Origin of the sequence: Catellatospora sp. NPDC049111 (assembly GCF_040648615.1) — a bacterium.
GTDB classification, from domain to species: Bacteria; Actinomycetota; Actinomycetes; order Mycobacteriales; family Micromonosporaceae; genus Catellatospora; species Catellatospora aurea.
This window is the reverse complement of sequence record NZ_JBEZEB010000020.1, coordinates 1-13,439: the sequence shown is the minus strand read 5'-3', so window position 1 is coordinate 13,439 and position 13,439 is coordinate 1. Positions and strand designations below refer to the sequence as shown.

General features: G+C 73.5%; 9 protein-coding genes. 7 read left to right on the top strand and 2 right to left on the bottom strand.

The genetic code is table 11. From position 1 onward, the window contains the following. Positions 1-82: 82 nt before the first annotated feature. Entirely contained in the window at positions 83-3,289 is a 3,207-nt protein-coding gene (locus AB0B66_RS24875) for a right-handed parallel beta-helix repeat-containing protein (protein ID WP_360534313.1), read from the bottom strand. A 152-nt stretch (positions 3,290-3,441) separates the two neighbouring features. Between AB0B66_RS24875 and AB0B66_RS24870 the strand changes: the two genes are divergently transcribed. Continuing rightward, positions 3,442-4,596 carry a S8 family serine peptidase gene (locus AB0B66_RS24870; RefSeq protein WP_360534311.1) on the top strand — a complete coding sequence of 385 codons (1,155 nt, stop codon included), beginning with the start codon at positions 3,442-3,444 and terminating at the stop codon, positions 4,594-4,596. A 26-nt stretch (positions 4,597-4,622) separates the two neighbouring features. On the opposite strand, the gene eccCa is transcribed toward AB0B66_RS24870, so the two are convergent. Further along, positions 4,623-8,675 (bottom strand): type VII secretion protein EccCa, encoded by a 4,053-nt coding sequence (gene eccCa, locus AB0B66_RS24865; protein ID WP_360534309.1) that lies wholly within the window; start codon positions 8,673-8,675, stop codon positions 4,623-4,625. Between the two features lie 144 nt (positions 8,676-8,819). Here eccCa and eccD point away from each other — a divergent pair, with 144 nt between their 5' ends. From eccD to AB0B66_RS24835, 6 genes are all read left to right on the top strand, one after another. Beyond that, on the top strand, positions 8,820-10,214 hold the full coding sequence (eccD, locus tag AB0B66_RS24860; RefSeq protein WP_360534307.1) for a type VII secretion integral membrane protein EccD: 1,395 nt from the start codon (positions 8,820-8,822) through the stop codon (positions 10,212-10,214). A 2-nt stretch (positions 10,215-10,216) separates the two neighbouring features. After that, on the top strand, positions 10,217-11,623 hold the full coding sequence (eccB, locus tag AB0B66_RS24855) for a type VII secretion protein EccB (protein ID WP_360534305.1): 1,407 nt from the start codon (positions 10,217-10,219) through the stop codon (positions 11,621-11,623). Between the two features lie 126 nt (positions 11,624-11,749). Further along, positions 11,750-12,031, top strand: a complete 282-nt coding sequence (locus AB0B66_RS24850) for a WXG100 family type VII secretion target (protein WP_360534303.1) — start codon at positions 11,750-11,752, stop codon at positions 12,029-12,031. A 45-nt stretch (positions 12,032-12,076) separates the two neighbouring features. After that, on the top strand, positions 12,077-12,355 hold the full coding sequence (locus tag AB0B66_RS24845) for a WXG100 family type VII secretion target (protein WP_360534301.1): 279 nt from the start codon (positions 12,077-12,079) through the stop codon (positions 12,353-12,355). A 28-nt stretch (positions 12,356-12,383) separates the two neighbouring features. Further along, on the top strand, positions 12,384-12,701 hold the full coding sequence (locus AB0B66_RS24840; RefSeq protein WP_360534299.1) for a hypothetical protein: 318 nt from the start codon (positions 12,384-12,386) through the stop codon (positions 12,699-12,701). Positions 12,702-12,710: 9 nt separating this feature from the next. Next, positions 12,711-13,439 (top strand): hypothetical protein (locus tag AB0B66_RS24835; RefSeq protein WP_360534297.1); only part of this gene is annotated, 729 nt, incomplete at its 3' end.

Genomic DNA, 13,439 nt, shown 5'->3' with positions numbered 1-13,439 from the left:
CAAACGGCTTGAAGTCGCCGCTCGCCCGGTCATGGTCAGTCTGCCTCCCCATGCGGCGGCGTCCGGGGAGGCAGACGCCAACTCACCGTGGGTCGAGGTCCTGGGGCAACAGCGTGACGAGGTCCTCGCGGGCCGGTTCGGCGATCTTGCTGAGTCGCCCCGACTGGCGCACGATCATCTTGTCGAGCACCTGCCGGGCCATGCGCCCGTTGCCGAACCCCGGCCCCCGCAACATCCCGGTGAAGTGCTTGAGCAACGCCGCCCGTGTCTCCATCATCAGCTCGTACCCGAACGCGCTCGCGTGCTGCTCCACGATGGTGACCAGCTGCGCCGGCGTGTAGTCGGCGAAGTGCACGGTGTGCGCGAACCGCGACCCGAGCCCCGGATAGGCCTTCAGGAACTCGGCCATCTCCGCCTCGTACCCGGCGGCGATCACGACCACGTCGTCGCGGTGATCCTCCATCAGCTTCACCAGCATGTCGACGGCCTCCCGGCCGAAGTCCGCACCGCCGCCCCGCTCGGTCGGAGCGAGGGTGTACGCCTCGTCGATGAACAGCACCCCGCCCCGGGCTCGCTCGAACACCTCCCTGGTGCGCTGCGCGGTCTGCCCGACGTACTCGGCGACCAGGTCGGCCCGGCTGACCTCGACCAGTTGCCCGCTGGCCAGCAACCCCAGCGCGGTCAGCACCTGGCCGTACAGGCGGGCGACGGTGGTCTTGCCGGTGCCGGGCCCGCCCGAGAAGATCAGGTGCCGGCCCAGGGCGGGCACGGGCAGCCCCGCCTCGGCCCGCTTGCGTGAGGTCGCCAGCAGGTTGACGGTGTCGTTGACCTCGCGTTTGACCTCCTCCAGCCCGACCAGCCCGGCGAGTTTGGCGCGCAGCTGCGCCAGGTCGGGCCGTTCGGCGGTGCCGCCCAGGCGGATGCCGCCGGTCGGCGGCGGGCCGATGTCCTCCGGGCGCAGCCGGGTCAGCTCCGGGGCGGAGACCACCTCGGCCCGGGACAGGCGCTGAGCCTGCCGCCCGATGGCGTCCTCGAACACCTTGCGCGCGGTACGGCCGTTGCCGAAGGCGCTGTCGCGGGGGATCAGCGCGAACAGGTTCTTCAGCGCCTGCCCGGTGCCGTAGTCGAGGGTGTAGCGGTGGCGCTTGCAGAAGTTCTCCACGATGGTGACGAGCTCGTCGTCGGAGTAGCTCTCGAACTCGATGGTCCTGGTGAACCGGGAGGCCAGGCCGGGGTTGGACGACAGGAACGCCCGCATCTGCGGGGAGTAGCCCGCCGCGACGACCACGATGTCCTCGCGGTGGTCCTCCATCAGTTTGACCAGCGTGTCGATGGCCTCCTGCCCGAACGACGGCCCGGTGCCGCCGCCCTCGTCGGTCAGCGCGTACGCCTCGTCGATGAACAGCAGGCCGCCGAGCGCCGACTCGAACTTCTCGGTGGTCTTGATGGCGGTGCCGCCGATGATCTGGGCGACGAGGTCGGCGCGGGCCACCTCGACCACGTGCCCCTTGCGCAGGGTGCCCAGCGCCTGCAGGATCTGCCCGTACAGCCGGGCGATGGTGGTCTTGCCGGTGCCGGGCGGGCCGGCGAAGACCAGGTGGCGGCTCATCGGCGGCGGTGGCAGCCCGACCGCGGTGCGCCGGCCGGCCAGCAGTTGCAGGTCGACGAGCATGTTCACCTCCTGCTTTACCCCGGCGAGCCCGACCAGGCCGTCGAGTTCGGCCAGCAGGCCTTCCAGTGCCGGCGGCGGTGCGGCGCGGCGGGACTCGCCCGTCGGGACCGGACGGTCGTCGGCGTGCCCGGCGGCGGTGTCGGCCGGGTCGCCGGCCTCGCGCCGCAGGTCGGGCTGCTGGTTGTCGTGGCTGTCCAGATCGGCCACGGCCAGGTCGACGTCGCCGCTGGTCTGGTGCAGGCCGCTGCCGCCGTTGTGGTGCAGCGTGCAGCCCTTGACCGACGAGGTCCGGACCCGGCCCACCCGGATGCCGTCGCCGGTGTTGGCAGACACCTCGCAGCGGGTGGCCCAGACGGCTCCGTCGTCGTCGACCAGCAGGCCCATGCCGCGTGCGGCCGTGATGGAGCACTCCTCCAGCACGAGTTCGCCGCCGGCCGTGATCTGCACGCCGTGCCCGGCGGACTCCTCGACCTGGCATTCGCGCAGCGTGCCCGCGCCGCGTTCACCGACGAGCACGCCGGCCTCGCCGGAGCCGGTCAGCCGGCTGTCGCGCAGCAGGGGTGTGCCGCCGTCGACGGTGTAGAGGGCCGCGCCGAGCGAATCGGACACCGTGCAGTCCTCCAGGCGTCCGCGCCCGTCGCCGGAGACGGTGATGCCGTGGCCGCGGCTGCCGGTCACCGACAGCCGCTGCAGCAGCGGGTCGGCGCCGCCGACCACGGCCAGCCCTGCGCCGCTGTCGGCGATGGCCAGGTCCAGGTAGGTGCCGGTCGCGCCGCCGGTGACGACCAGACCGTGGGTCGTGGCGGAGGTGACCGTCGCGCCGGTCACCCGCGGGTCTGCGCCGCCGTCGACGACGATGCCCGCGCCGCCGGTGGCGGTGAAGTGGCAGTCCTCGACCAGCGGCCGGGCCTGGCCGGTCACCAGCAGGCCTGCCTCTTGAGTGTCGGTGACCGTGCTGGCGCGCAGGACGGCCTCGCATTCGCCTTCGACGGCGATCGCCGGACCCGCGGCGCGGGACACGGTGCAGCGTTCGACCGTGAGGCGGGACTGCTCGGTGCCGCAGATGGCGTTGCCGCCCACGTCGGCCACGATGCTGTCGCGCATCACCAGCGCCGCCGACGCCCGCACCACGACCGCCGAGGTGCGTACCTGGCTCAGGGTGCTCTCCTGGACAGCGACCGTGGCGTGGTCGACGGCGATGATCCCGGCGCCGGCGGTGTTGCGGATGTGGCAGCGCGACACCGTGAGGTCGCCTGACGCCCTGGCGTAGATCGCCGCGCCGGCCTGCGCCCGGATCTCGCACTCCTCCAGCAGCAGCCGCCCGGCCGGGATGTCGATCGCGGACAGGTCGAGGTCGGAGCAGGCCAGGGTCAGCCCGCTCAGGGTCGCCTCCTCGGCCTCCATGACGACGGCGCTGCCCGCGGGTGCGGCGATGACGACCGTGCCGGGTCCTTCCTCGCTGGTGATGGTGCAAGGCACGTGCAGGGTCAGCGACTCGCTGTAGGTGCCGGGCAGGACGCTGATGATCCAGCCGGCGCGGACCGCCTGAAGCGCCGCGCCGATGGTGCGGTAGGAGTCCGGGGCGGTGGCGGAGACGGTGAGGACGCGATGGTTCACCGGAGGACCTTTCCGTGGGGGGAGGGCGGGCACCCGAGTCGGGCCCGGGCCGGGTCTGCGGGCCCATGCCCGCACGGCCCGCGGTTCGTACAGTGCCGCCAGCCGCCGCTTGCCGTCGGCTTCCGGAGCAGCGGGTGCGGTGGGGAGTGCGGATGGGACACGTGACAAGGTGGGGCCGGCTGGGCCCGGTGGCGGTGCTGGCCTTCGCGGGCCTGCTGACTCCGGCGGGACCGGCGGTGGCCGCGCCGGACTGCGCCCCGGCCGCCCGGACCGTCGTACCGGATCTGCCCTGGGCCCAGCAGTGGTTGCGCCCGCAGCGGATCTGGCCGCTGACCCGCGGCGAGGGTGTCACCGTCGCGGTCTTGGACTCCGGTGTGGACGGGCAGGTTCGCCAGCTGCGCGGACGGGTCGAACCGGGGCTGGACACGCTCACCGGCGGCCGCGCCGACACCGACTGCCTGGGCCACGGCACCTTCGTCGCGGGCATCGTGGCCGCGGGGGAGCAGCCGGGGGTGGGCTTCACCGGCCTCGCCCCGCAGGCGCGGGTGCTGCCGCTGCGGGTCACCGCCGACAACGAGCACCCGCCGTCGGAGGCGGCGCTGGCCGCGGCGATCCGGGTGGCCGCCCAGCGTGGTGCGCGGGTGATCGTCGTCGGCACGCCGGTGGTGCGGGCCGGGGCGCAGCTGCGCCCCGCGCTGGAGGAGGCCGAGGCGAAAGACGCCCTGGTGGTCGTCGCGTCGTGGGGTTCGACGCAGCAGGAAGTGCCCGTGGACCCGTGGGTGGCCGGGCGGGTCTTGTCGGTTGGCGGCTTCGACCGTGAAGGCGGCCTGGTGTCGGGCACCGCGGCACCGGTCGACCTGATGGCGCCGGGTGCGGCGGTGCTCAGTCTGGGCCCGCGCGGCTCCGGTCACGTGGTCGCCGACGGTAACGGGTACGCGGCCGCGTACGTCGCCGGAGCCGCCGCACTCGTGCGGGCGCACCACCCGCGGCTGACCGCCGCGCAGGTAAAGCAGCGGCTGCTGGCCACCAGCGACCGGGTGCCGCGGGAGGTGCCCGACCCGCAACTCGGCCACGGGGCGCTCGACCTGTACGCCGCCGTCACCGCGGTACTGCCCGCCGAGCGCGGCGCGGCCGCCGCCGCTGTGCCGGTGCCGCCCGCGGTCGTCGCGCGCCCGCAGCCCGTCGACGACCGCGCGTTCCGCGTCGCGACCGTGGTCGCCGCCGCGGCGGGTGGGCTGACCCTGGTGATGGTGTCGGTGACGCTCGCCGCGCCGCGGATCCGCCGTCGGCGTGCCCGCGCGCGCTGAGGTGACCCCGCCGGCGTCTGCCATGGTCAGTCCGAGCCGGCGGGCTGGTGCGCGGTGTGGATCAGCGTCGGCGCGAGCCGCCGGCTGACCAGCTGCGCCCGGCCCGGCGGCAGCCGCATCGGCTTGGCCTCGCCGAGGAAGACGCCCTCGGACTTGTCGTAGGAGAACAGCAGGGCGCTGGTGCCGAGGTCCCACAGCCGCCGCAGCGCCGGGTCGGACATCATCGCCCGCGACGCCCCCGAGGTCGTACGGGCCAGCACCAGGTGCAGGCCCACCTCGGAGCCCTGCGGCAGCGCGTCCAGCAGCGGCTCCAGCGGGCTGGTGTAGCCGCCGGCGAGCAGGTCGTAGTCGTCGATGATGACGAACAGGTGCGGCCCGGCCCACCAGTCGCGCCGAGCCAGCCGGTCCGGGGTGATGTCGGGTCCCGGCAGTCGCGGCGTGACCGCCTCCGCGGCCTGCTTGACCAGGTCGGTCAGGGCCGCGGTGGAGACCGCGTAGCCGACCTGGATGTCGGGCGGCACCGCGTCGTACAGGTGGCGGCGGGTGTCGGCCAGCAGGATGCGGGCCTGGTCGGCGGAGTTGTTGCGCACGATACTGCGGGCGATCAGCCGCAGCAGGTTCGTCTTGCCGGACTCGGACTCCCCGAAGATCATCAGGTGGGGCTGCTGGTCGAAGTCGTGCCACACCGTGTCGAGCTGGGCCTCGTCCAGGCCCAGCGCCACCCGCCGCGGCGCGTCGGTCGCCGGCAGTTCCGCGGCCGGGAGCAGCGTCGGCAGCAGCCGGACCTTCGGGGCCCGCGGACCCGTCCACGCCCGGGTGCTGTGCTCGGCGAGTTCGCGGGCGGTCTCGTTGAGGTCCCCGGTCCGCGACACCCCGTCGATGCGCGGCAGCGCGGCCAGGAAGTGCAGCGCGTCGCGGGTGAGGCCGCGGCCCGGGATGGCTGGCACGTTGGCCGCCTGGCGCATCCCGATCTCGGAGTCGACCGGGTCGCCCAGGTGCAGCTCGAACCGGCTGCCGAGCAGGTCGCGAAGCCACGGGCGGATCTCCGACCAGCGCGAGGCCGTGACGATCAGGTGGATGCCGTAGTTGAGGCCCCGTGTGGCCAGATCGGAGAACGACGCTTCCAGGGTCTCGAAGTCCTGGTGCAGGGTGGACCAGCCGTCCACGATCAGGAACACGTCGCCGTAGCCGTCGTCGGCCCCGTCGGGCAGCGTGCCCTGCTCGCGGCGTTGCCGGTACTCGGTGATGCTGTCCAGGCCCAGCGCGGAGAAGCGCTGCTCGCGGCGCAGCAGCAGATCGGTGACCTCGGCGACGGTGCGGCTCACCTTCTCACGGTCTAGCCGGCCGACGACCCCGCCCACATGCGGCAGCCCCGCCAGCCCGGCCAGGCTGCCGCCGCCGAAGTCGAGGCAGTAGAACTGCACCTCGGCGGGGGTGTGCGTGAGTGCCAGCGCGGTGACCAGCGTACGGACCAGGGTGCTCTTGCCGCTCTGCGGAGCGCCGCCGACCCCGACGTGGCCGCCCGCTCCGTTGAGGTCGGCGATGAGCAGGTCCCGGCGCTGCTCCGAGGGGCGGTCGACGACCCCGACCGGCACCCGCAGCCGCCCGAGCGCGCCGCGCTGCGCCTCGTCGAGCCCAGGGGTGGGCACGACACCCAGGCCCCGCTCCGCGGTGATCCGCACCGGCGGCAGCAGCTGGTCCAGCGTCGGCGGCTCCTCCAGCGGCGGCAGCCACACCTGGTGCGCCTGCGGTCCCTGTCCGAGCAGCCGGCCCGCGATCACGTCGAGCAGGCGCGGCCCGGCCGCCTGCGCGTCGTCACCGACGGCGTCGTCGGCCACCGGCGGGGCGGCCGCGTGGTCGGGCACCGGCACGTGCCCGACGACATACCTGGTCAGGTCGAGCCGGGCCCGTTCCTGGCGCTGGCGGCGCTCGGCGCGTTTGAGCGGGGCCGAGACGTACGCGGCCCGGAACCGGACCAGGGTGTTGGTGTCGATGCGCAGGTAGCCGTTGCCCGGCGCGGTCGGCAGCGTGTACGCGTCCGGCACCCCGATCACGCTGCGGCTCTCCCCGGCTGAGAACGTCCGCAGACCGATGCGGTACGACAGGTGCGACTCCAGTTGGTGGATGCGGCCCTCGTCGAGGCGCTGCGAGGCCAGCAGCAGGTGCACGCCGAGGCTGCGGCCCAGCCGCCCGATCATGACGAAGGTGTCCAGGAACTCGCGCTTGGTCGCCAGCAGCTCGCTGAACTCGTCGACCACCACCAGCAGCGTCGGCAGCGGCGCGAGCGGGGCCCCGCCGACCCGGGCCTTCTCGTAGTCGCGCAGCGAGCTGTGCCCGGCCTGGCGCAGCAGCTCCTGACGCCGGACCAGCTCGCCCTGCAGCGCCTCCTGCATCCGGTCGACCAGCGGCAGCTCGTCGGCCAGGTTGGTGATCAGCGCCGAGGTGTGCGGCAGGGTCTCCAGCCCCAGGAACGTCGCGCCGCCCTTGAAGTCCACCAGGATCACGTTGAGCACGTCGGAGCTGTGCGTCACCGCCAGCGCCAGGACCAGCGTGCGCAGCAGCTCGCTCTTGCCCGAACCGGTCGCACCGATGATCATTCCGTGCGGGCCCATGCCGCCCTGCGCGGCCTCCTTGAGGTCCAGCTCCACCGGGGTGCCGTTGGCCGACACCCCGATCGGCACCCGCATGTGGTCCCACCGCGAACGCCCCGTGCGCGCAGCGGCCGGGTCGAACGTCTCGGCGTCGCCGAGCCCCAGCAGCACGGTCAGGTCCAGGTCGAGGGTCAGCGAGTCGGCCGTCTCCGCCGACGAGCCCAGCCGGTACGGCGACAGCCGCCGGCCCAGCACCCGCGCGTGGTCCAGACCCAGCCGGTCCGGGGTGCTCAGCGCGGTCGCGCTGTCGCGGCCCTGCGGGTCCGCGCCGATCATCTCGACCACGTCGGGCCGCACCAGCAGCCGCAGCGTGACCGGGTCGACCGCCCAGCGCAGCGAGTCCGACAGGTCCACCATCGTGCAGTTGCGCACGCTGCTCATCGCGAACCGTGACGTCGGAGGGATCGGCACCCCGTCGACGACGATCACCGTGTACGGCTCCTCCCGGCTCGGCAGTGCCGGGTCGTCGAACCGGGGCCGGTCGTTGAACGTCGGCCCGAGCAGCCGCTCCAGGTCGGCGAACGTCTCCGCGACCTGCCGGGCCGCGCCCGCGCCGTCGCTGTGCCCCGGATGCTGAGCGTGCGGCAGCCACTTCACCCAGTCCCAGCGCGCGTGGCGTTCGGCCGGCGCGCAGACCACGATGCGCAGGTCGTCGGGGCTGTGGAAGGTCACCAGCTGCCCCAGCATCGCCCGTACCAGGTCCAGACCGTGCTCGCCGCCCGCCGGCCGGTCCGCGCCCCGGTCCTCGTTCGCCGTGGCGGGCTCGTCGGTGGACTGCACCAGCACCCGGGCGAATCCGCGCAGCTGCACCGCGATCGGGGTGCCGGGCACGGTCCAGTGCGCCTGCAGGAACCGGCGCAGCGCCCGCGCCGACAGCGGCTCCAGGTCCTCCACCGGCTTGGTCTGCGGCGGGGTCAGGGTCACGGTCAGCCGCTGGCTGCCCAGCCCGATCCGGATCTCGGCGAAGTCGCCGCCGGACGGACGGCGTTCCCACATCCGCCGGTTGCCCGCCAGCGACCACAGCACCTCCGGATCCGGATGGTTCCAGAACAGCGCCGCCGCCTGTTTCTCCGACAGCTGCCGCACCTGGCGGCGCATCTGGCCCAGGTAGCGCAGGTAGTCGCGGCGCTCGCCGCGCAGCCGCTGCTTGCGCTCACCGCCGCCGCGGCCCAGCTGGCTGACCAGCATGCCCAGGCCGGACACGCCCATCATGCCGCCGGCCACATAGGTCAGCGACGACGAGCCCGGCTGGATGAAGATCAGCGCCATCGCGCCGGTGCCCAACGCCATCGGCAGATACGTCAGCATCGACGACATGTCGACACCGCTCAGCTCGGGCAGGGTCGGGGGCTCCTGCAGGATCATCTCGCCGCGGGGGAGCGGAGGCCCTGGCTGTCGCACGGGCCGGCGGAAGATCACCGTGGTCATGGGTTCTCCCAGTGAGCGGGCGGCGGAACCCGTTCATTCTGCGTGCCGCGGGGGCAGGCGGCTTGGGCCCGCGGGCCCATGTTCGGCCCGGTCACCGCCGCTAGCCTGCTGTGGTCGCCACGCCGTGGCAGGGAGAGGGTCACTGTGAACGTCAGCACCTCCGCAGAGCGTTGCCGGCTCACGATCATCGGGCCCCACGGCAGCATCGACCTCGCCGTCCCCGCCATGCTGACCCTGGCGGACGTGACTCCGGCCATCGTCGACCTGCTCGGCGAGGAGACCGCCCGCGAAGTCGCCGGCCGCGGCGCCGTACTGCAGAAACTCGGCGGCAAGCCGCTCGACGAGGAGCAGACCGCGGCCGCCCTGGGCCTGCGCGACGGAGACGTCGTCTACCTCAACGTCCGTGACAATCCCATGCCGACCTTCGCCCATGACGACCTCATCGAAGGCGTCGCCGCAGGCGTCCGGCAGCGTCCCGGCCGGTGGAACCCCACCCGCGCCCGGCACACCCTGCGCGCGGCGGCGGCCGTCGCCCTCGCCGCGGGCCTGGCCGCGCCGCTGTCGCCGCAGGCCGGCTCGGCCCACGCGCTGACCGCCGCCGGCATGTCCGCCGTACTGCTGCTGGCCGCGACCCTTGCCGCCCGTGCCCTGGCCGACCGGATCGCCGGTCTGGTCCTGGGCGGCGGCGCGGTCCTCTACGCCGCGGCCGCAGGCCAGCTCACGCCTGTACTGATGAGCGGAGCCGCCGCGGGGCAGGCGCCACCCGACCTCGCCGCACGCCTGGCCGCCGCAGTGGCCATGGCCGCCGCGGTCAGCGTCGCCGTCGCCGTGGCCGTCGGCGACCTGCGGCCCATGGCCTTCGTCGTCGTGGCCACCAGCGCCGCCGTGACCGCCGGAGCGCTGCTGGCCGCCGGCGGCCTGCTGACACCGCTCGCCGCCGCGGCCGTGATCACCGTGTTCGCGCTGCTGATCAGCCCGCAACTGCCGTCGCTGGCGTTCCGGCTGGGCGGGCTGCGGCTGCCCGACCTGCCCACCACCCCCGAGGACATCACCCGCGACGTGGAACCCGTGCCCGACGCCGCGCTGCAGGAACGCACGATCGTCGTCGACCGCTACCTGACCGCCGGGCATCTCGCGATCGCGCTGGTCGCCGCCGGCGGGCTGTGGCTGCTCGCCGACCGGGCCGGCTGGGCCCCGCCGACGCTGGCCGCGGCGGTGTGCGTGCTGCTCCTGCTGCGCACCCGGCTGCTCACCGGGGCCTGGGCCCGCTGGGCGCTGACCGCCGCCGCCGGATGGGGCCTGCTGCTGCTGGCCCTGCGGCTGACCGGGCCGGCGTTCCAGCTGATCGGCCTGCCCGCCGCCGCACTCGTGACCGGACTCGGCCTGCTGGCCGTCGTGCGCACCCCCGACAGCCGCCGGCCGCGACCCTACTGGGGCCGCGCCGCGGAGCTGTTCGAGACCACCCTCGCGGTCGCGCTGATCCCGCTGCTGCTGGCGGTGCTCGGCGTGTACGGCTACGTCCGCGGCCTGGCCGGCTGACCGTGCAGACCAAACGCGACCAGCTCCAGGCCCACAACTTCGTCGTCGGGCGGCTGCGCTCGGCGCTGCTGACCGGCGAGCCCGACGCGCTGGAGACCCCGACCCGCCGGTTCAGCGTCGCCGCGTTCGCCGGGCTGATCATCGGCGCGATCATCGTCGCGGGCTGCGGGGCGTACGGCTTCTTCTTCCCCGGCGGCAACACCTCCTGGCGCGAACCGGGCACCATCATCGTCGAGAAGGAGACCGGCACCGCCTACGTCTACGACAGCACCGCCGGCGTCCTGCGCCCGGTCCGCAACCGCGCCTCCGCGCTGCTGCTGACCGGCCCCGACTCCACCGTGCGCTCGGTGTCGGTCAAGTCGCTCGACGGCGTGCCGCACGGGCTGCCCGTGGGCATCACCGGCGCACCCGACTCACTGCCCGCGGTCGCCCGGCTCAGCCGCGACCCGTGGCTGGTCTGCGCCACCAGCACGCCCGAGGTCACCGGCCAGTCCCGGCCGGCCGTGCTGCTCGCCATCGGCGCCGCCGACCTCGCCGCCACCCCGGTCGACCGGGCGGCGCTGGTCGCCACCCCCGCCGGCACCCGCTACCTCATCTGGGGGAACCGCCGCATGCGGGTCGCCGACCCGGCCGCCGCGGTCGCCCTGGCCCTCGACGGCGTGCGGCCCGTGCCGGTCGCCGACACCTGGCTCAACGGCCTGCCGGCCGGGCCCGACCTGGCCCCGCCGCCCATCGCCGACGTCGGAGCGCCCGGACCGGCCGTCGACGGCAGGCCCACCCGGGTCGGGCAGGTGCTGCGGGTGTCCGGAGCCGACGACGACAGCGCGGGCTTCCGGCTGGTGCTCGCCGACGGACTGGCCTCGCTGACCCCGACGATGGCCGAGCTGATCCTCGCCGACCCGCGCAGCCGGGCCGCGTACGACGGCAGCCCGCGCGCGGTGGCGGTCAGTTCCGCCGGCGTGGTGTCGGCCCCGGTCTCCGGCCGGCCGATCGGCGACGGCGGCCTGCCGGCCCGGCCGCCGCAGCTGCTGGACCCCAATGACCTGGGCGAGCAGGTGCTGTGCGCGCGGGCCACGTTCGGCGCCGACGCGAGCCTGGCGCTGGTCACCGCACGGGTCGGACACCTGCGCGCGGCCACCCCGCCGCCGGGCGCGGTGGACCAGCGCTCGGCGACCCTGGTCGCAGTGGCCGCCGGGGCGGGGGTGCTGGTGCGCCCGGAGACCGCGCCCGGCCGTCCCGGCAGCGCCCGCTGGCTGATCACCGACGTCGGCGTGCGCTACCCGATGACCGACGCGGCGGTCGCGGCGCTCGGCTACGGAGGCGTCACGGCCGTGGACCTGCCCGCGACCCTGCTGGCGCTCGTGCCGTCAGGTCCGGTGCTCGATCCGGTGGCGGCCGCGTCCGGCTGACACCCGACACGTCGGGCCAGGTAGTGGGCCCGGGGACCCACCCTCCTGTTTGGGCCTGGGAGAGCGGTTACCGCGCCGTTACGGTCAGCGCGATCGGTCGCTGTCGAACCTGGAAGGTGAATGGACATGGCCAACACCCTTGACATCCCCGTAGCGGAACTGCGGGCCGCGCTGCAGCAGTTCCGCGACCTGGAGCGGGAAGCCGAGCAGGTGCGCAGCGCCGTCGACGGCGGCGTGCGGGGCATCGGCAACAGCTGGTACGGCCAGGCCCGTACCGCGTACAACGCCGAGATCGACAACTGGCTGGCCGACTACCAGCGCATGGTCGCCCAGCCCATGACGCAGCTGACCAACTGGTTCCAGCAGATGATCGTGATCATGGAGGACGTCGAGGCCCAGAACAGCTGACGTCGCCGTCCCACCCGACACCCGCCACATCCGAAGGAGACAGTCATGGCGTTCGGAATCACCTACGAGGCCGTGCTGCACGCGGCCGACCGGCTGCGCGCCGAGAACACCCGCCTCAACGGCATCGTGGACCGCATGGAGTCCACCGCGCGCAACAACTTCGCCAACTGGAGCGCACTGAGCGAGGGCACCTACGTCAGCGTCGCGGCGACCTGGAAGAGCCAGGCGACCGTCATGCACACCGACATGGAGGCCAGCATCAAGCGCCTGCTGCAGAAGGTCGAGAACTACCAGGACGCCGACAACCGGGCCTCCAAGATCTGACACGGTTCGGCGAAGGAGGGAGCAGGCCATGGGCAAGGAGCTGAAGGTCGACCCGGCCGCCATGAACGGCGCCGCGCAGGTGTTCCGTGGCCTGCCGGCGACCTTGGACGGCCCCCAGCGCGACTTCTACCCGGTCGTGCTGTCCATCGGCGACTTCGAACCGGGCAAGAGCCTCAAGACCGTGATCGAGGCCGGCGCCAAGGACTGGGAGACGGTGCTCGCCACGCTGAGCAACGTCTTCGTGGACTGCGACGGTGTGCTGGTCAGCGCGGCCACGCTGCTGAAGGACTCCGACGAGAGCAACGACCCGTTCGTCCTCGACGACATCAATTCGATCGTGAGTTAGGCGCACGCCATGCCGGAGTGGAGCGACTGGGATTGGCGCAAGGTCCAGGCCTTGCTGGTCGGTGACGTCAGCCGGGACGGCTACACCCACGTCAACGACAAGGGCGCGACCAATCCGCAGCACCTCTTCGACATGGGGCAGAAGGTCGTCAACGCCGGGCTCGCCCTGAATTCCGTGTACATCGCCGTCATGCAGCAGCGCAAGAAGCTCATCACCGACGACGCCTGGACCGGCGACGCGTCGCGGGCCTTCGACGCGGTGCTGGGCAGCATCCGCCGCATGATCACCCAGAACCAGCGGCTGATCAACGGCGGCGAGAACTGGATCCAGGAGATGAACCGGGCCGGCATCGGCCTGGACAAGGCGATCAACGACATGATCGCGCTCAACCACGAGGGCGCCCAGCGCACCCACGACCGCTACACCGAGCTGTACGAGCACTGGCGGCAGACGGCCGTCTGGATCGTCACCCCGCCCAGCTACACCGGGCGCTGGTCGATACCGGAGCCGCACCGGCCCTGGTTCGTCACCAGCGAAGGCGAGACGATCTACACCTCGTCGTCCTATCCCGACATCGACCAGGACATCAGCCGCAAGGCCCGCGAGCTGCTGGACACCCTCGCCAACGTGTACCACGACGTCGAGGTCGGCCTGGGGCAGCTCAAGCCGATCACGGCACTGCCCGCGCCGATCCCGCCGACCGACGATCCGCCACCGCCACCCGGTGGGGGCGGGCCG